The organism is Psychromonas arctica (assembly GCF_036697365.1).
Classification (GTDB): Bacteria; Pseudomonadota; Gammaproteobacteria; order Enterobacterales; family Psychromonadaceae; genus Psychromonas; species Psychromonas arctica_A.
In genome coordinates, this window is the sequence record NZ_JBAHZA010000005.1 from 152,547 (window position 1) to 172,507 (window position 19,961).

Annotated in this window: 18 protein-coding genes; 3 read left to right on the forward strand and 15 right to left on the reverse strand. The window is 37.9% G+C overall.

Features of this window, described 5'->3' with window-relative positions; genetic code table 11:
- Nucleotides 1-44: 44 nt before the first annotated feature.
- The 6 genes from pdxJ to lepA form a co-directional block, all read right to left on the reverse strand.
- Nucleotides 45-785 (reverse strand): pyridoxine 5'-phosphate synthase, encoded by a 741-nt coding sequence (gene pdxJ, locus V5290_RS07500; RefSeq protein WP_333383528.1) that lies wholly within the window; start codon nucleotides 783-785, stop codon nucleotides 45-47.
- Nucleotides 786-809: 24 nt separating this feature from the next.
- A complete protein-coding gene (gene recO / locus V5290_RS07505) occupies nucleotides 810-1,511 on the reverse strand; it encodes a DNA repair protein RecO (protein ID WP_333383531.1) in 702 nt (233 codons plus the stop codon).
- A gap of 34 nt (nucleotides 1,512-1,545) precedes the next feature.
- Nucleotides 1,546-2,448, reverse strand: coding sequence for a GTPase Era (era, locus tag V5290_RS07510; protein ID WP_333383533.1), 903 nt, complete (start codon nucleotides 2,446-2,448; stop codon nucleotides 1,546-1,548).
- A gap of 58 nt (nucleotides 2,449-2,506) precedes the next feature.
- Nucleotides 2,507-3,193: a ribonuclease III gene (gene rnc / locus V5290_RS07515; protein ID WP_333383536.1), complete on the reverse strand. Its 687-nt coding sequence runs from the start codon at nucleotides 3,191-3,193 to the stop codon at nucleotides 2,507-2,509.
- Complete coding sequence (gene lepB, locus V5290_RS07520; protein ID WP_333383539.1) at nucleotides 3,190-4,110, reverse strand: signal peptidase I; 921 nt, start codon at nucleotides 4,108-4,110, stop codon at nucleotides 3,190-3,192. Before lepB ends, rnc begins: the two co-directional genes overlap by 4 nt.
- A 142-nt stretch (nucleotides 4,111-4,252) precedes the next feature.
- Nucleotides 4,253-6,049, reverse strand: coding sequence for a translation elongation factor 4 (gene lepA, locus V5290_RS07525; protein WP_333383542.1), 1,797 nt, complete (start codon nucleotides 6,047-6,049; stop codon nucleotides 4,253-4,255).
- Nucleotides 6,050-6,616: 567 nt separating this feature from the next.
- On the opposite strand from lepA, the gene V5290_RS07530 reads away from it, so the two are divergent.
- Nucleotides 6,617-7,078, forward strand: a complete 462-nt coding sequence (locus V5290_RS07530) for an RNA-binding protein (protein WP_333383546.1) — start codon at nucleotides 6,617-6,619, stop codon at nucleotides 7,076-7,078.
- An 82-nt stretch (nucleotides 7,079-7,160) separates the two neighbouring features.
- Here V5290_RS07530 and V5290_RS07535 read toward each other — a convergent pair whose 3' ends face one another.
- Entirely contained in the window at nucleotides 7,161-8,027 is an 867-nt protein-coding gene (locus V5290_RS07535) for a LysR substrate-binding domain-containing protein (protein WP_333383549.1), read from the reverse strand.
- Between the two features lie 192 nt (nucleotides 8,028-8,219).
- Between V5290_RS07535 and hisC the strand changes: the two genes are divergently transcribed.
- Nucleotides 8,220-9,308 carry a histidinol-phosphate transaminase gene (hisC, locus tag V5290_RS07540; protein ID WP_333383552.1) on the forward strand — a complete coding sequence of 363 codons (1,089 nt, stop codon included), beginning with the start codon at nucleotides 8,220-8,222 and terminating at the stop codon, nucleotides 9,306-9,308.
- 16 nt (nucleotides 9,309-9,324) lie between these two features.
- Complete coding sequence (locus V5290_RS07545) at nucleotides 9,325-10,101, forward strand: transporter substrate-binding domain-containing protein (RefSeq protein WP_333383555.1); 777 nt, start codon at nucleotides 9,325-9,327, stop codon at nucleotides 10,099-10,101.
- 70 nt (nucleotides 10,102-10,171) lie between these two features.
- Here V5290_RS07545 and V5290_RS07550 read toward each other — a convergent pair whose 3' ends face one another.
- The 8 genes from V5290_RS07550 to pip form a co-directional block, all read right to left on the reverse strand.
- Entirely contained in the window at nucleotides 10,172-12,244 is a 2,073-nt protein-coding gene (locus tag V5290_RS07550; RefSeq protein ID WP_333383558.1) for a S9 family peptidase, read from the reverse strand.
- A gap of 213 nt (nucleotides 12,245-12,457) precedes the next feature.
- Complete coding sequence (locus tag V5290_RS07555) at nucleotides 12,458-13,045, reverse strand: HD domain-containing protein (RefSeq protein WP_333383561.1); 588 nt, start codon at nucleotides 13,043-13,045, stop codon at nucleotides 12,458-12,460.
- Between the two features lie 40 nt (nucleotides 13,046-13,085).
- The gene (locus tag V5290_RS07560) at nucleotides 13,086-14,618 is read right to left on the reverse strand and encodes a DHA2 family efflux MFS transporter permease subunit (protein WP_333383563.1); all 1,533 of its coding nucleotides are present in this window, start codon (nucleotides 14,616-14,618) and stop codon (nucleotides 13,086-13,088) included.
- A gap of 8 nt (nucleotides 14,619-14,626) precedes the next feature.
- Nucleotides 14,627-15,814, reverse strand: coding sequence for an efflux RND transporter periplasmic adaptor subunit (locus V5290_RS07565; RefSeq protein ID WP_333383566.1), 1,188 nt, complete (start codon nucleotides 15,812-15,814; stop codon nucleotides 14,627-14,629).
- 81 nt (nucleotides 15,815-15,895) lie between these two features.
- Complete coding sequence (locus V5290_RS07570; protein WP_333383568.1) at nucleotides 15,896-16,330, reverse strand: MarR family transcriptional regulator; 435 nt, start codon at nucleotides 16,328-16,330, stop codon at nucleotides 15,896-15,898.
- Between the two features lie 337 nt (nucleotides 16,331-16,667).
- Nucleotides 16,668-17,294, reverse strand: a complete 627-nt coding sequence (locus tag V5290_RS07575; protein WP_333383570.1) for an HD domain-containing protein — start codon at nucleotides 17,292-17,294, stop codon at nucleotides 16,668-16,670.
- A 210-nt stretch (nucleotides 17,295-17,504) separates the two neighbouring features.
- Nucleotides 17,505-18,527 carry a sugar kinase gene (locus tag V5290_RS07580; RefSeq protein WP_333383572.1) on the reverse strand — a complete coding sequence of 341 codons (1,023 nt, stop codon included), beginning with the start codon at nucleotides 18,525-18,527 and terminating at the stop codon, nucleotides 17,505-17,507.
- A 476-nt stretch (nucleotides 18,528-19,003) separates the two neighbouring features.
- Nucleotides 19,004-19,951, reverse strand: a complete 948-nt coding sequence (gene pip, locus V5290_RS07585; protein WP_333383574.1) for a prolyl aminopeptidase — start codon at nucleotides 19,949-19,951, stop codon at nucleotides 19,004-19,006.
- Between the last annotated feature and the right edge of the window lie 10 nt (nucleotides 19,952-19,961).

Consider the following 19,961-nt stretch of genomic DNA (forward strand, 5'->3'; position numbering starts at 1 on the left):
ATCGTTACTACAATTAATGCGTTTAATTGCCTTTAATAAAACATTTATAGGCTTTGATTACGCCCTTCAACCATTAAGCGCTTCATTTCACTTACCGCAACAGCAAAACCATCTACCAATGCACGCGCTACAATCGCATGACCGATGTTCAGTTCGATAATTTCAGGTAAAGCTGCAATCGGTTTAACGTTATGGTAATTCAAACCATGACCAGCATTCACTTTAATACCAGCTTGTTGACCATAAGTAGCAGCTTTAGCAACACGTGCTAATTCAGCTTCTTGAATAGTTTCATTTTCAGCATCTGCATATTGCCCTGTATGCAACTCTACATAAGCAGCTTTCATTTTTACAGCTGCATCGATTTGCGCAGCTTCAGGGTCAATAAACAAACTAACTTGAATATTAGCGGCGTTTAAGCGGTTCACTGCATCGGCAATTTTATCGTAATTACCAACAACATCTAACCCACCTTCAGTGGTTAACTCTTCACGCTTCTCTGGGACTAAACAAACAAAAGTTGGCTTCGTTTTTAAGGCGATCTCAACCATTTCATCTGTGACAGCCATTTCTAAATTCATGCGTGTTTGTAATGTTTGCGCCAATACCGCAACATCACGATCATGAATATGACGACGGTCTTCACGTAGGTGAATAGTAATGCCATCTGCACCAGAAGTTTCAGCGACTGCTGCTAAATGCGCAGGCTCAGGATAACAAGTACCACGTGCATTGCGCAGTGTTGCTACGTGGTCAATATTCACACCCAATAAAATTTTGCTCATCTTCTTTCCTTTATTTGTACTGTATTACTTCGCGGCAAATAAACTGCGGCTGTGTAATGGCTTGTCACCTAATAAATTAGCCAGTGCCTGGCGACAGAAACGCTTTGCCATTTTCAGCGTAGCTTCGCTATCTAGTTTACGTTGCGATAGGTTAATAATATCCTGACCATCATAAACTTGCTCCGGCTTACAAATTGCCTGCTTAGCAAAAAAACCAAGTTGTTGCTGATATTGATATTGAAAGCCAGCTTCAATCAACTCTTCGCTGTATACGTCTTGCTCGAAGTTAACACCGTATCCTAATGTTTCTAATAGAGTTAGCTCAAATAAGCGCAATGATTTTTGCGGATCTTCATCTCTGGCAATGCTAATTAGAGTACGTTGATAGCACTCAAAAAGACCATCGCAGGCAGTCTCTGCTTGCAACAATCGATATAACAACTCGTTAATATACATGGCAATATAGAGGCGTTGACCGTGCAGTGGAACCACTTGTGTTTGTGCTTCGAGTGACTTAACTGTTTTTAAACTGCCTCGTCCAAAATAACTAGCAAGTAATAAAGTAAAGGGCTGAGCCATACCACGTTTCATACGTGTACTGCTTCTGCCTCCTTTAAAAACAAGGCTTACTTTACCGATATCTTGGCAAAACAAATCAACGATTTGACTTGTTTCACCATAGGGACGACGATGCAATATAAACGCATTGTGACACTCTATAGACATTCAAAAACCCCTATAAGCAACATGCTCACGACTATTAGCCGCTGTAATCATCACCATAACCCAATGAACGTAATGCACGATCATCGTCAGCCCAACCTGACTTCACTTTTACCCAGATTTCTAAAAACACTTTTGAATCGAACAACTCTTCCATATCGATACGAGCTTGTTTACCAATGGCTTTTAATTTCTCACCCTTGTTACCAATAACCATACGTTTTTGGCCATCACGCTCTACTAAAATAAGTGCATTGATATGCAACACGCCATTTGCTTTTTGTTTGAACTGCTCAATCTCAACAGTTACAGAGTAAGGTAATTCATCACCTAAAAAGCGCATTAGTTTTTCACGTACAATCTCTGATGCCATAAAGCGAGAAGAGCGATCAGTAATGTAGTCATCTGGAAAATAGAATTCAGACTCAGGTAAAATATCTTTGGCCCACTGTCTAATTTTTTCTACGTTATCGCCAGATTTAGCCGACATAGGTAAGATATGTGCAAAGTTAAAACGCTCACCTAGTTGTTGAAGATGTGGCAATAATAATTCTTTATCTTCAACATTATCAATTTTATTAACAGCCAAAATAACAGGGCATTTTTGATGTGTTAGTTTCTTTAACACCATCTCATCATCTTCGTTCCAGTTAGTACCTTCAACGACAAATACGACCATTTCAACATCATTAATTGAACTTGATGCAGCACGATTCATTAAACGGTTAATGGCGCGCTTTTCTTCAATGTGTAACCCCGGCGTATCAACAAAAATAGTTTGATAATCCCCATCGGTATCAATACCCAAAATACGGTGACGGGTAGTTTGCGCTTTACGTGAAGTAATACTTACCTTTTGTCCGAGTAAAGCATTGATTAACGTCGACTTACCTACATTAGGGCGTCCAACGATGGCTACTAAGCCACATTTTTGAGTCATTATTTAGCTCCTAATAAGGTTAATGATAGTGCGGTATAACATACAGTGTAAGGTAACATTATTGATCACCTAACAGTGCTGTTAACATAGTTTGCGCAGCCAGTTGTTCAGCTTTACGACGGCTAGTACCTTTGCCTTGTACAGGTTGCATCCCTTCAATCTGACAGCTCATAGTAAATTGTTGGTTATGTGCTTCGCCTTTCACATCTAGTACTTCATAAACAGGCAATGCTTGCTTACGGGACTGTAAGTGTTCTTGCAGACGAGTTTTAGGGTCTTTCTGCGTAATACCAGGCTTAATCGTTTTTAAACGGCTATCAAACCAACTTAAAACTAATTCATTCACGGTATCAATATCTGAATCTAAGAATACCGCGCCAATGATCGCCTCTACGCCATCTGCAATAATAGAATCGCGACGGAAACCACCACTTTTCAGCTCGCCAGGACCAAGGATTAAACAATCACTTAATACAAACTCTCGGCCGACTTCAGAAAGCATTTTCCCGCACACTAAAGTTGCGCGCATACGACTTAAATCGCCTTCGTCAACTTTTGGAAAACGCTTATACAAATCTGTTGAAATAGCGAAACTTAAAATTGAATCACCTAAAAACTCTAAGCGTTCATTGTGCAACCCTAACGCACTTCTATGCGTTAATGCTTGTTTTAATAATCCAAAATCAGAGAATTGGTAACCAATACGTTTTTCTAAACGTTTTAACTCTTGTTCTTTCATCTTCATTTAATACTACCTATACGCTCAAAACGCACATTACTTGGTACCCAGCTTGGTAAGAAGTCATCTGCGCCTCGGTCAAACTCAAAACTAATCCATTTTGCTACGGCTTTACCCACTAGGTTACGCTCAGGAACAAATCCCCAAAAACGGCTATCGCGGCTATTATCGCGGTTATCACCCATTACAAAATAATTACCTTCAGGTACAACCCACTCATAGGTATAAGTCGATACATCTTTTTGTTGGTAGTAGGCTTCCACTTGCTCTCTACGTAAAGGGTTAATGAGTAATTGGTGTTCAACATCACCTAATACTTCAGAATAAACCTTAACCGTATTACTCTCATGTTTAAAATCTTGATCGCCTATGAAAGACGTATCTAGTTTTTTGTAATCGCCGCAGCTAGCATCACCACAAGCAGGTGCAATATAGAGCGCTTTATCTTTATAAACGATACGATCACCAGGTAAACCAACTACACGTTTGATAAAGTCTACACGTTGATCTTCTGGGTATTTAAATACCGCAACATCACCACGTTCAGGGTGACCTGTTGGAATTAATGTATTTTGCCATACCGGCTCTTTGATACCGTATGAAAACTTCTCAACTAAAATAAAGTCCCCAACTAATAAAGTTGGCATCATCGAACCAGATGGGATTTGAAATGGTTCATAAATAAATGAACGCAGAATAAACACAGTAGCAATCACTGGGAAAAGACCACGAGCATTTTCAATGATAGGGTTTTCAGGGTACATTTTAGCAAGCTTTTTATCGTCTAATTTAATCTCAGATTTAGCCTGTAATTCAGCATAAGCTTGCTTGCGTTTTTTTGCCCATTTTATTTTATCAATAACCCAGATAATGCCGGTTACTAGGGTTAAGATAACTAATATTAATGCAAATGAGTTTGCCATTTTTTTTCCTAATAAATGTAAATCATATTAATTAATGTGTTTAACTAATATGACTCGTTTAAAATACAAAATGCGCTGATCGGTTAATCAGCGCATTCCCTAAAGTATTGACTACTTTTCCTAATCAAACAGTAATCAAGAACTACTTATCTTTACCTATGTGTAACACGGCTAAGAATGCTTCCTGTGGTACATCAACATTACCAACAGACTTCATGCGTTTTTTACCTTCTTTCTGTTTCTTCAGTAGTTTTTTCTTACGGCTGATATCACCACCGTAACATTTTGCTAATACGTTTTTAGTTAATTGCTTAACCGTTGAACGAGCAATAATCTTACTACCTATCGCAGCTTGAATCGCAATATTGAACATCTGACGAGGAATTAACTCTTTCATTTTTTCAACTAGGTCACGACCGTAACTCTCTGAATTGTCACGGTGTGTAATTAATGCAAGTGCATCAACACGATCGCCATTAATCATGACATCTACACGTACCATGTCAGATGCTTCATAACGAACAAAGTTATACTCTAAAGAAGCGTATCCACGACTGGTTGATTTTAATCGATCAAACAGATCCATTACTACTTCACCCATTGGGATTTCGTAGGTTAGTGCAACTTGGTTACCGTGATAAGCCATTTTAGTTTGTACACCACGTTTATTGATACACAAGGTAATAACATTACCTAAGTAATCTTGTGGCACTAGAATATTACATTCAGCGATTGGCTCACGGATTTCACTAATATCGTTAGTTGGTGGCAATTTAGCCGGGCTATCAACATATTCAATTTCTCCACCATTTTTCTCTACTTCGTAGATTACGGTTGGTGCAGTAGTAATTAAATCAATGTCGTATTCACGTTCTAAACGCTCTTGAATGATTTCCATGTGTAATAAACCAAGGAAACCACAACGGAAACCAAAGCCTAAAGCAGATGAATTCTCTGGCTCATACAATAATGAAGCATCGTTAATACTTAGTTTTCCTAACGCATCGCGGAAGTTTTCGTAATCATCAGAGCTTACAGGGAATAAACCTGCGTAAACTTGTGGTTGAACACGTTTAAATCCAGGTAACACTTCAGGTGATGGATTATCAGCCAGTGTTAAGGTATCACCAACAGGTGCACCTAAAATATCTTTGATACCAGAAATAACATAGCCAACTTCACCGGCTTTTAAGATACCCGTTTCTTTTTGTTTAGGCGTAAAGTAACCCACTTTAGTCACTAAATGAACTTGACCTGTGGTCATTACTTTCATTTTATCGCCGACTTTAATCTGACCATGTTTAATACGTACCAATGACACTACGCCTTGGTAGTTATCAAACCATGAATCAATAATTAACGCCTGTAATGGTGCATCAAGATTGCCTTCTGGCGGCGGGATCATTTTCACGATCTCTTCTAATACCAGGTCAATGCCTATGCCAGTTTTTGCTGAACAACGCACAGCCTCAGTCGCATCAATACCCACAATATCTTCAATCTCTTCAGCAACACGCTCAGGCTCTGCAGCAGGTAAATCAATTTTATTTAAGATTGGGACAACTTCTAAATCCATCTCTAATGCGGTGTAACAGTTTGCTAATGTCTGTGCTTCAACGCCCTGACCGGCATCAACTACTAACAAAGCACCTTCACAAGCAGCTAAAGAACGTGATACTTCGTAAGAGAAATCCACATGTCCAGGTGTATCGATGAAGTTTAACTGATAAGTTTCACCATCTGCGGCTTTATAGTCCAAGGTAACGCTTTGTGCTTTAATGGTAATACCACGTTCACGTTCTATATCCATAGAGTCAGTTACTTGCGCAGCCATTTCACGTTCAGTTAGGCCCCCACAGGTACTGATTAAACGGTCTGACAATGTCGACTTACCATGGTCAATATGAGCAATGATTGAAAAGTTACGAATGTTTTTCATGAATACGTTAAATACCTTATTAGTGACTACATTTTGCATGGTGATACAAGCTAATCGGCTTTATCACAGCTAACTTAACGCCTTTTGAAAGATGTTTTCAGTCGCTTTAATGCTAAATTTTTATGTTTGTTGTTAATTTGTCTATTTCGAGTACATTAATTGCCGTGCATTCTAGCGAATTTCTGTTTTAATCTCCATCTTTATAGCGTTATCCGGTAAATGGATCTTTACTCGGTTCTTTAGCGTTATCTTTAAATGTAATAAAAATTTAACATTCTCCTAAAAAAGCACTTTAAGCATAAAAAACGAGCACATAGCGTTCATATTTCAACCACAAATAGCGAGGCTTGCTTCACATTTTTAACTTTTCTTAAACAAGATCAAAGCGGATCAAGCAATCTATTAACGCTATCACCGTTTTTTGACATACAATAGACCTTGCTTTTAATGGATTGATAATGGCAAGGATTATGCCACCCATTCTCAAAAGCTTCATGAGCTATTTTCATAGATAATGGATTTACGCTTACGTTTCTATTCTTTTCTTATTTTTGAGGTTATTAAATTATGAAGTCAAACACTCCAGTGTTGCTTTCTGTTGTAGTTGCTATTATCGGTGCAGCTGCCATTGCTTTACTCCAAATCAGCCTAGATGGCGCCCTTTTATTCGCAGCCGGTGCTGTAATAAGTGGTTTTCTTATCCAATTTGCAAACTCAGCGAAAAGTGCTTCATCAGAAAGCGCAGCAGAAGTAGATTTTGCAACAACAACACTTTACGTTGGTAACTTACCTTACCGTGCTAACGAAATGGCTATTCGTACGTTATTTGCAGAGCATGGTAAAGTAATTTCAGTACGCTTAATGAAAGACAAACATACCGGCAAACGCCGTGGATTTGGTTTTGTTGAAATGCCAGAAAGCGATGCAGCCAATGCAATTGAAGCTTTAAATGAACAAGAGTTCCAAGAACGTTCATTAAAAGTCAGAGAAGCTAACGAACGAGCTCCTCGTAAAGAAACTACTGAATAACTTATTTCAATAGAAATTTAAAAAGCCGAGGCAAGTAGTGTACTTCTCTCGGTTTTTTTGTACCTGTTATTTCAAAATACGATCAAGCTAACCAAGCTAATAAGGTTTGTAATGGCAAATGATTGCTCTTTTTTGGATAAACCAAATAATAAGACTTCCCTGATCGTAATTGCAGTGAATGAGGCATAATCAGTTGGCCTGTTTGCACATCAGAAGAAGCTAGCACCACATCTCCGATACTAATTCCAAAACCTTGTTTCGCCGCACTCACCGCTAGATCTAACGTGGCAAAGTGCTGTTGATGTTTAACCGGTAAGCTGTCGCTTCCTGCTAATGCGAGCCACTGTTTCCAATCATGCTGCTGAGGGGTGGAATGCAACCAAGGCAACTTTCTCATCTCGTCAATGCTGAGTTGAGCAGCCCCTTCGGGTAATAATGAAGGAGCACAAACAGGCGTTAATACTTCTTCAAATAGGCACTGGCTAATTAAGCTTTGATCGCTAACCTGTTCGCAATAACAAATGGCAGCATCAAAGGCCTCTGAAGAAAAGTTAATGTCATGTTTAATAGATGACGTTAACTCAATGGTTATATCTGGAAAAGCCTGTTGAAAAGCCATTATTTTAGGCAATAACCAATTACTAATGCAGCTAGGTGCTTTTAATCTGACCACAGGATGAACACTAGCAACTTCAGCTACCGCACTTTTCATTTGATTAATGACTTGCTTCACTAAAGGTAAAAATTGTGCACCTTTTTCAGTCAAGCTTAAACCACGTGCATGACGATGAAATAGTTGAATATCCAATTTTTTCTCTAAAGAGATAATTTGTCGACTGACTGCTCCCTGCGTCACATTTAAATGTTGTGCCGCTAAGGTAAATTTAAGGTGATCAGCAGTGACAATGAAGGCTTGCATCTCAGTGGTAGAAGGTAAACGAATACTCATGGATATCTCGTATTTTAGGAGAAGAATTAACAACACTCTTAGCTATGACTTTTTAGCATAACTAGTATACCTATTTTTCGTTTCACCTTTCAAATTAGATTTGCTTAAATCGCTCCCACATAAAAAATGAATATTTATTCTAAGTTAAAGATTAAATATTCACTTTGTAACTTATTAAATGGAAGTTGGTTAATGCAATCTCTCGCATCGAAGTTAGTCCCTAAAGCAGTTGAAAAGCTTATCCCCTATCAATCTGCTCGCCGCATTGGTGGACAAGGACACCTATGGTTAAATGCCAATGAACTAGAGCAACCGATAAACTATGGTGATTTAAGCGAAAAAGATAATAATCATTACAATCGCTATCCAGACTTTTTACCCCATGACACAGCTGAAGCTTACATTGAGTACTGCGAGCAAAACTCAGGTAAATTAAATTGTGAAGCAGTAACGGTTCGCGGTGCAGATGAAGCAATTGATCTACTTATTCGCACCTTTTGCCACCCAGGTAAAGACCAAATAATTATCTGCCCACCTACCTATGGCATGTATGAGTTTTGTGCAGATTCATTTTCAGTTAATACCTGTAAAATCCCACTATTAGCAGATTTTCAATTAGATGTAGACCAGATTAAAGAACAACTTCCTAACAGCCCATTACTGTTTTTATGTTCGCCTAATAACCCAACAGGAAATAGCATCCATGAAGCCGATATCATTACTCTATTAGAAGCAAGTAAAGATTCAACGCTGGTAGTGGTTGATGAAGCCTATATCGAGTTTTCATCACAACAAAGTGCCTTACATTTAATGCATAAATACCCACACCTAATTGTCATAAGAACACTTTCAAAAGCCTTTGGCTTAGCCGCTATTCGTTGTGGTTTTTTACTCGCGGATAGTAGTGTTATGACATATATTAATCGCCTTATTGCTCCTTACCCTATTGCAGATCCTACAGCTGAGATAGCACTAAAGGCACTATCTTCTAATGGACTAGAGGTTATGCATAAACAAACAAATCAATTAATACAAATAAGAGAATGGTTTAAAGCACAACTGATGCTATTGGACTCTGTACAGCATGTATTTGGTAGCGAAACAAACTTTGTGTTAATCCGCTTCAAAGATCATTTGGATACTTATCAGCACCTTATTACGCAAGGTATTGTGACAAGAAATCAAGCACACGAAGAGATATTAAAGGACTGTGTGCGAATAACTATCGGCTCTAAAGAGAGCATGCTCGAAACATTAAATGCACTTAAAACATTAAAATAACTAAAGGGAACTTACCATGAAATCATTAAAAATTGCGGCACTATTATTATCAACCATGTTAATAGCACCACTACAAGCAGCTAGTTCAAAAACAGTACGTTTATCTTCTGACTTTACTTACCCGCCTTTTAACTATAAAGACGCAACAGGTAAGCCTGTTGGCTTTGATATTGAAATTGCTGACGCATTATGTGAACAAGCAGCGTTAAACTGTGAGTGGGTTACATTAGCATGGGATGGGCTTATTCCTGGTTTGTTATCTAGAAAATCTGATGTCATCATGGCCTCAATGCGTATTACAGAAGAACGTAAAAAACGAGTGCTATTCACAGACAAATATTACCAAACACCAGCGAGTTTTGTCGCAGCAAAAGACGCGACTTTTAATATTGATAAAGCCGGCCTAAAAGGCAAAGTAATTGGTGTGCAAGTAGGTACTATTCACGATAATTATGTAACAGACGTGTATGGTGATGTTGCTGAAATCAAACGTTATACAGGACAAGATCAGGTTTATATTGATTTAGAAAATGGTCGTTTAGATGCCGCTTTTGCAAACTCTGATCAGCTAGTATTAGCTTTCTTAGAAAAACAAGCAGGTGCTAACTTTGCATTAAAAGGAAAACTTGTTACTGATAAAGCTTATGTAGGTGAAGGAACAGCTTTGGCACTGCGTAAACAAGATAAAAAACTAGCAGAGCAATTCAATACAGCGATTGCAGAAATCCGTGCTAACGGAACTTACGATAAGATTGCTGCTAAATACTTTAGCTTTGATATCTACGGCCAATAGTAATAGCTAAATTGACATAACAAAAAGCTGATTGTTAATACCTCAACAATCAGCTTTTATAGATGACTATTTAACTCGCTAAATCAATCAAAAAAGCAAACTCTCTTGCGATATCTTCAAAGTGTTTAAATCGCCCTGATTTACCGCCATGTCCTGCTTCCATATCCGTATATAATAATAGCTGATTATCATCCGTTTTTAATTCACGTAACTTAGCAACCCATTTAGCAGGCTCCCAATACTGTACCTGTGAATCATGTAAACCAGTAGTGACCAACATGTGTGGATAGTCTTGCGCAACCACTTGATCATACGGGCTGTAACTTAAAATATACTCATAATACTCTGGGTCATTAGGGTTACCCCATTCATCGTACTCACCTGTAGTTAATGGAATTGAGTCGTCCAACATGGTTGAAACTACATCGACAAAAGGCACCGCAGCGACTACACCTTTATATAATTCCGGCGCTTGATTAATAATCCCTCCCATTAACAAACCACCAGCACTACCGCCCATCGCAAAAACTTGCTCTTTTGCACCATAACCTTTTTCTACTAAGGCTTTAGAGACATCAACAAAATCGTTAAAAGTATTTCTCTTTTGAAGCAGTTTACCTTGCTCATACCATTCTCGACCTAACTCTTCGCCACCACGAATATGTGCCACAGCATACACAAAACCACGATCGAGTAAGCTCAAATTAGCAGAACTAAAACCGATATCTAAACTGTGCCCATATGAACCATAAGCATAAATTAATAAGGGATTTTGTTGATTAAATAAGTCACGCTTATAAACCAAAGAGACTGGTACTTCGACACCATCACGGGCGGTTACCCATACTCGCTCACTTTGATAGTCGCTACTGGTAAAATCGCCCATTACTTGGCTTTGTTTTAATAAAGTCGTTTCGCCTGTTTCTAAATCTAGTTCATACACCGTGGAAGGCGTCGTAAAAGAGGTATATTGATAACGGAATTTATTGCTATTGGATTGCGGATTGTAATGACTAAATACGGTGTAAACAGGATCATTAAAGCTTAATACTTTAGACTCACCCGTTGTAAAATTAATTTGACGTAATACAGGTAAACCCAACTCTCGCTCTTCGACCACCAGCCAATCATCCATTAACTCGTAGCCTTCCAATAACACTTTTTCTCGTGCTGGCACCAATGTAGCCCACTCGCTTGGTGTCGTTTCTAAAAACTGGCTAGCGTTAACAGTATGTAAGGCGAAATTCTTACCGCTGAAATTACTGCGAATAAAGAATTTATCTTGAAAGTGATCAACGCTATATTCATGGTCTCGTTGTCTCGGTAAGAAACAGGTAAATGCTTGCTCTGGCGTATTCGCATCTAAAATTAAACATTCTGATGTCATCGTGCTATCGGCACAAATCACCAAGTAGTCTTCAGAACGTGTTTTATACAAATTCAAATAGAAGGTATCATCTAACTCTTCGTAAACCAGTTGGTCATTAGCAGGATCATCCCCTAATTTATGACGGTAAACTTGGTAAGGCAGTAATGTTTGTTGATCTTGTTTTACATAAAAGAGTGTTTGGTTATCGTTTGCCCAAACCACATCAGTGACATCTTCAATGCTTTCATCAAATAGTGCATTGCTCGTTAAGTCTTTAAATCGTAACGTATATTGGCGACGACTCACGGTATCTTCGGTAAAGGCTAATAATTGAGAGTCAGGCGATAAGCTCAAAGCACCTAGTTGATAATAGGCGAAACCTTCTGCGCGCTGATTGCAGTCGAAAAAGATCACTTCTTCGCCCTTCTCCTCGCCATCTTGGCTACCTTTTTGGCGAGAATAAACACTGTAATCTTTACCTTCATCATAACGAGAGGTGTACCAAAAGCCTTTTTTAAAATAGGGAACAGAGGCTAATTCAGGCTCCTGTCTCGCCACCATTTCATCGTATAACGTTTGTTGCAGTTTAGATAACGGTGCCATTACGTTTTCTGTATAAGCATTCTCTTCTTCTAAATAAGCTAATACAGCAGGATCTTTACGATTATCATCACGTAACCAAAAATAATTATCTTGACGTTGATGTCCATGAATTTCATGGACATGCGGTTTAATAGCGGCAGCAGGGATCACAAGATCGGCTTTGTTGGTCATATTGTCTCTCTTTTACGCAGTGCATAATGTATAAATTGTGTTTATAGCGGTAAACCAAATGACAGACAACAGTAACGCGGAGCAGGACTGAAAGCTACCAAATAAGAAAAGTTATAAAGAATGTTAAGGAATAACTAAAAAGAAATTGAGATGAACAACGTTTAATGAACGCTAAATTGCCATTAAACGTTAATATTTAAGACAGGTAATAAATTACTTCAGCCAACCATTAGCAACTGCTAACTCAGTTTGCTCAACAACATATTGCCACAATTTAGGCGCACTCTTTTCTAAATAACTGTTGCGCGCTAAGACTTGCGCCTGACTAATCTTATGTTTAGCCCAACTACCGCCTTGGTTATTCATGTTCTGTACTAAAGGTAAAATTCTATCCATACCCTTAGCAAACTGTGCATCATCGGTTTCGGCTTGTTCAAACTCAAACCATAGGCTTTTATATTCCTGGTGCTGTGCTTCAGGTAATAAGCCAAACAAGCGCTGTGCAGCTTGCTCTTCTTTTAACGCTTGTTGCTGGTGATCTTTTGTTTCGGCAAAAGCAAACAGATCGCCCGCATCAATTTCAATAATATCGTGAATTAATAACATTTTAACGACACGAGTAATATCAATTGGTTGTTCAGCATAATCTTTTAATAATTGTGCAATTAAGGTGATATGCCAGCTATGTTCAGCACTATTTTCATAACGATCGTTATCTTCTTTTACCGTCGTTTGACGATACACGGCTTTTAATTTATCGATTTCAATAATAAAAGCTAATTGTTGCTGTAAATCTGTCATATTTTAATTCCTATAAGTAGGATGATTTTTGTTATTAATATTAATGCCCACCAGCAGGCTCAGGTGCTTTTGATGATTTAATAAATGGCCCTTTTGCAAACCAAACTACTATTATCAAGGCAAAGAATAAACAACCTAACATGTAAAAGTAATCGTTTAACGACATTAAATAAGATTGTGATGTCGTTAGGTTATTCACAGTTGAAAGGTTAGCTTGAGTTGCTCCGCCCATTTTATCCAAATACTCTACAGCACCAGGGTTATAAATGCTGACATGTTCAGTTAAGTTAGCATGATGGAAGTCGGCACGACGGTTCCAAATCCAAGTCGTTAATGATGAAGCAAAACTTGAACCTAATACACGTAAAAAGGTGGTCAAACCTGACGCATCAGCAACTTGCTTATCATCTAAGTTGGATAAAAAGATAGTGGTTAACGGCATAAACATAAAAGCAATACCAATCCCCATAAACAGCTGCACTTCAGCCACTGAAGCGAAATCAACAAAGCTATTAAAGTTAGCACGCAAGAAGCATGATACGCCAATCACTACAAACGAGATACTCGCTAATAACCGTAAGTCTGTTTTGTGCGCATAGTTACCAATCAAAGGTGCTAAAATCAGTGGCAAAATCCCCATTGGTGCTGAAGCTAAACCCGCCCAAATCGCAGTGTACCCCATATAAATTTGTAACCACTGTGGCAAGATAACATTAATCGCAAAAAAGGCTGCATAACTGATAACAAGGGCAATAGTACCGAACGTGTAATTACGATCTCTAAAAAGGTAAAGGTTCACAATTGGGTTCTTTTCAGTTAACTCCCAAATGACAAAGGAGATAAGCGCTATCACCGCAATAATCGTCATGATCACGATTTGTGTAGACTCAAACCAATCGGCATTGTTACCTAGATCTAATACAACCTGAAGCATACCGACACCCAATACTAACAATGCAATACCAATAAAATCGATAGGCAATTTAGCCGTCGTATCAATACGCCCTTTTAACTGTTGCCAAACAATCGCACAACAAAAAATACCAATGGGAATATTGATAAAGAAAATCCAAGGCCAGGAATAATTATCAGTGATCCATCCACCAGTTATTGGCCCAACAATCGGCGCGACTACCGTCACCATAGAGATCAAAGCGAGTGCCGCACCACGTTTTACAGTAGGGAAAATCGCTAGCAATAAGGTTTGGCACATTGGAAACATAGGTCCTGCAAAGAAACCTTGCAGTGCACGGAAGGTAATCAACTCAGGCATACTCGTCGCAATACCACATAAAAAAGAGGTAAAGGTAAACAGCGATACTGAGATAATAAATAAGCGAAGTTGCCCAAACCGACGAGAAAGCCAACCGGTCAACGGTAAGGCAATCGCATTGCTTACTGCAAATGAAGTAATAATCCAAGTACTTTGCTCTGAACTTACTCCGAGGTTACCTGCAATAGTAGGCAAGGCAACATTCGCAATAGTACTATCTAGCACCTGCATAAAAGTTGCCATTGCTAAAGCAATAGTCGCTAATACAACACTCGGTGGCGTATAAGTCTGATCTTGCATAACCGCCTCTACTTAGCTTCTGTTAAGCTAGTACCGATGTTTTCACGAAGAATTTTAGTGACCAATTGGTCGGCATCTTTTAAGGTATTTTGATAGACGTCCGTATCGAAACGCGCTTCAACTTGTGGTTCTTGAGCAAGTACTTTGCCGCTAGTGTCCTCAATATCCACTTTCGCCACCATGGATAAACCAATACGTAGAGGGTATTGTTCTTGGTTATCTGGTTGTAGACGAATTTTAACCGGTAAACGTTGCACTATTTTAATCCAGTTGCCACTCGCATTTTGTGCAGGCAATAGTGAAAAAGCGCTACCAGTACCGATTCCTAAACTTTCTATTTCACCTTTATATTCAACATCTTCGCCATACAGATCTGAGGTTAAAACAACTTTTTGACCAAGACGCATATCTTTCATTTGGCTTTCTTTGAAGTTAGCATCAACCCATACTTGATGTAACGGTACAATGACCATTAATTGACTACTTGGCTGCACACGGCTGCCTAATTGCACTGAGCGCTTCGCTACATAACCACTGATTGGTGCAATAATTTGTGTACGTTTGTAACTCAAATAACTTTTTCGTACACCTGCAACAGCCGCTTTGATCGCTGGGTGTGTTTCAATAATGGTATTATCAACCATAGATGTCGACATTTTAAATTCTTCTTGTGCGGCAATATATTGACTCTTAGTGGTATCCACAAGATCACTGTAATGCACTAAATCTTCTTCTGAGATAGCGCCAGATCTAACAATATTTTTACGGCGTTTATAATCATTAACCGCCTGATTATATTCAACTTTACTAGTGTCTAGTTTTGCTTTGGTATAATCAGACATAGCAAATAAACTACGCACTTGTCGTACTGCAACCGCTAACTTTGCTTCAGCCTCCTGTAACGCAACTTTGGCATCGCTGTTATCCAAGGTCACTAATACTTGGCCTTTTTCAACATAATCACCTTCATCAACCGCAACCTTGGTAACGGTACCTGATATTTCTGGCGATAAAGTAACAAGCTCACCATTCACGTATGCATCATCGGTTTCTTCAGAGAATTTTGCATACATTTCATAATAAGCAAACCAACCTCCACCTATTACCAGTAATATAATAAATAAAATCAAGAAAGAAGTTTTACGCTTACTCTTATTCGTTTTGTTTTCAGCGCTGTTTACTTGTGTATTTTCCATATTGTGTTTGCTCATTATGTTGAAATATATAAAAACCGATTAAGACGATATCCGACTAGCAATGGGTATTTGTAGAGAAAGTTATTTAGGTAATAAACGCGTTAATAATGTACTCAATTGCTCTACTTCTTGATCTGATAGGTCACCTAATAGAAGAGGGCCTACTTGGTCCTCCATTGTATCCATACATTGTTGCAATAGAGACTCACCTGTATTTGTTAAGTTCAGTAATACGCCACGTTTGTCTTCTGGGTTTGGTTGTTTTTCGAGTAACTCTTTTTTTACTAAACGATCCACCATACGAGTCATTGAACCGCCATTGATACTCAAGTATTTACATATATCCACTGGTGTTTTCATTTCATAAAAATGAATCGCAGCTAACACTTTAAATTGTGCTGAACTGAGGCCAATCGGCGCTAAATACTGATTCATTAACTGTTCTTTATGTAGATGCGCTAAACCGATTAATTTAGCTAGTGGGATCCCCAGAGATTTTGGTTGGAAAGTTAACATCAATACCTCACTTTAATGCAGACAAACTAGTTGCCTAGGCAATTAATTGAAAAAATATTTTACTGCCTAGGCAACTAAATTGTCAATTATAATTAATTGATTATTTTTCATATCAATTATATTGAATGAGCGGTCTAAATTTTGCGTAGCAGTATGGCTTAGTTAAAGTCGTAATTTTAGCCTTTCGAGGATTAACGAAACGTGTTGATTAATGTGATTGATATAAGAATAGATGAAGTATCGGACGACGAATGGCTGATAAGGTTAAGCTTGGTTCTTAGGAAAACGAAGCTTAATTTATCGCTATACTGAAGCTAGTTGAATTGATAGGGATAGATTAAACCTCTAAAGCAAGTTGCTGAAGGTAACCTTCCATCCACTGTGTTCTTTGCAAAGCGATTTTCTTGCCCATATTAGTATTCATAGTTTTCGCTAATTTTAATAGCTTGGTATAGAGATGATCAATAGTAAACTGCTGATCATCTAATGTTCGTTGTTCAGCAAAGGGATCTGACTCTGAATATAAAGGACGTTGTAATTGGCTACTCACTTGAATGCAACGTGCTACCCCAATCGCACCTAATGCGTCTAAACGATCCGCATCTTGTACTATTTTAGCTTCAAGACTTTCAGCTTTAATACCGCCACTCACACTGTGCGCTGCAATGGCATGATGAATCGCTAACAAATATTGTTCTGGATAATCAATAGAGCGTAAAAATACTATCGCTTTGTCAGCCGCGTGTAATGAACTCAAAGAACGTAAAGCATGATTTTTAGGATAACTTAAACAATCATGCAACCAAGCAGCAGGTAATACCACATTTAATTCAGCTTGCTCACTTTCTGCTATTTGCGTTGCTAACTTAACTACTCGTTGTACATGTAAAAGATCATGGGCTAAATCGGTTTTCATATGCTCAATAATAAAGCTTTCGCATTGCGGTTGGTATTGACGAAACATTTTGATTCTCTATGGCACACCTAATGTGCGCAAAATGTTACGTGTTTAAGCTAAGAAGTAAAAGAAACTTATCACTTCACGAACAAAAGCCAGAAATACTTTTTGATAGCCTATATAAAGAAAAGTATAGAAAAGTATAGAAAAGTAACTTGTAATAGAATAAAACTCAGATAGAGCCCATTAAAATTAATCGGCTCTATCTTAATATGTTTAACGACTTAATCGTGCATTGCTTCCTTTTTGCATCGCATTACGAATCTCTGATTCAGTTACTAGATTTAAATCACCACTGATAGATAATTTTAAAACACTTGCGGCAATCGCAAATTCAATGGTTTCTTGCGCTTCAAACTTATTAACCAATCCATGTAATAAACCAGCACCAAACGCATCACCTGCAGCAACACCTTCCATGACATTCACGTTATGGATAGGCGTGTCATAGAACTGCTCGTCTTGGTATAAAATAGCCATCCAATCACTTTGTTCAACGGAATTAATATTACGTAGAACACTCGCCACCACTTTACAATTTGGGTAGCGTCTAGTGACCTCTTTCATACCTTCACGGAAGTCGTCTATTTGTTCAATACCATGTGACAGATCGCCATCAAATGCTTTAATACCTAGCATTGCTTCAAAGTCTTCATCGTTTGCAATACAAACATCAACAAATGGCATTAGCTCATGCATCACGATTTGCGCTTGCTCTGGTTTCCACATTTTACCTCGATAATTTAGATCACATACCACTTTAATGTCATTGGCTTTACAGTAATCTAATGCGCTTTTTAATGCAGTCTCTAATGCTTTAGAAATAGCCGGTGTAATGCCTGAGAAATAAAACACTTCAACGTCTTTTAAAAGAACAGCCCAATCGAATTCATCACTTTCTGCCTCCGCTATAGAACTACCAGCACGGTCATAAACAACCCCCGTACCACGCGCACCATTACCTTTTTCAAAGAAATATAAACCTAACCTTGGGCCGCCACGTAAAGAGCGGCTTATATCTACCCCAAACTTTCTTAATGTACTAACAGCAGCCTCTCCTAATGCATTTTCAGGAAACTTAGATAAATAAGCTGAATCATGTCCTAATTGCGCAAGAGATACTGCAACATTTGCTTCAGCACCGCCATAAGCAGCCTCAAAGGAATTCGTTTGTAAAATACGTTCAAATGCTACTGGTTTTAGGCGCAACATCATTTCGCCAAATGTTAATATTTTCATTTGTTCCCCTATAGTCGTCATTAAGATTTACACTAAAAATTAATACCATCACTTTATTTGTATTATATTAAGATAAATTAAAACTTTCATTGAGGAAAATCAAGAACAGTGTTTTTATTTCGTAGAAAAAATTGTGCTTTCAAAAGGCAGGGAAACTAAATAAAAATTATTAACCATTGAATTTAATAAGATAAATATTAGTTATCTATCTTAATATCGACTTAAAATTAAACTAGAAAGTAATATTTTATCAGAAGATTAAATATTAAAAATATCAGTAACCTGACTAATAAATATAATTAAGTAATACAAATAATCGTTATAATACTGATTATATTAAGTATATTATCTAAATTTCACATTGAAAAAACAGCTTCCTTTACTAATACTATAGCGAGAAAATAAACTATTTTAATGAGCAAAATAAATAAGTTATTTATTGGTTTAAGTTGTCATTTATATCATCAAGATTTTGATTAATTTAACAATAACATCGCATTTGTTGCTTCAATAAGATGATGTTTAGTATTAGTTTCAATAGAAGCATGGCCGGATGCATCACTTGCAATCAGCTTTGATTGAGGCAATGCTTGATGTAGTTGCCAAGCATTATCAAATGGACAAACAATATCGAACCTTCCATGAACGATCGTGACTGGAATATCTTTAAGATGGTGGCAATTTTCTAGTATTTGATTATCTGATAAGAAACAATCATTAATCATAAAATGAGCCTCATGACGCGCCATAGTCCAAGCTTGTTCATCTCCAGTTGCAGCATCAACGAAATCTTGATTCGGAATTAATGTACAACAACGGATTTCCCAAGTGCACCATGCTTTCGCAACTCTCATGGCTAACTCTTTGTCATCTCCTATCATTAAGTTATAAGCATCTTGTATTGAGGTTTTTCCATTGGGTAATACATCAAGATATTCTTGCCAATAATCCGGATAAATTTGTGTTGCACCGCCACCAGAAAAAGTCCAGTCAGTGTCTTTTGGCCTACCTAAAAAGATTCCTCGTAACACTAAGCTATTTACTCTAGCTGGATAAGTTTGCGCATACACTAGTGCGAGAGTAGATCCCCAAGATCCACCAAAGGTGTGCCAATCCTGAATTTCTAGTTTTTCACGGATAGCCTCAATATCTGCCACTAAAAAGGCTGTCTCATTATTATCTAAACAACCGTGTGGTAAAGACCGACCACAACCTCGTTGGTCAAATAATATGATCCGATATTTTTCAGGATTAAAGAAACGTCTGTCATTAGTAGAGCAACCACCGCCAGGACCACCGTGAATAAATAACACCGCTTGTCCATTTGGATTACCACACTCTTCAACATAGATTTGATGTTGATTATCTACTTTAATTAAAAAGTGATTATAAGGCTCTATTTCAGGGTAAAAGTCATTCATCATATTAACTCAT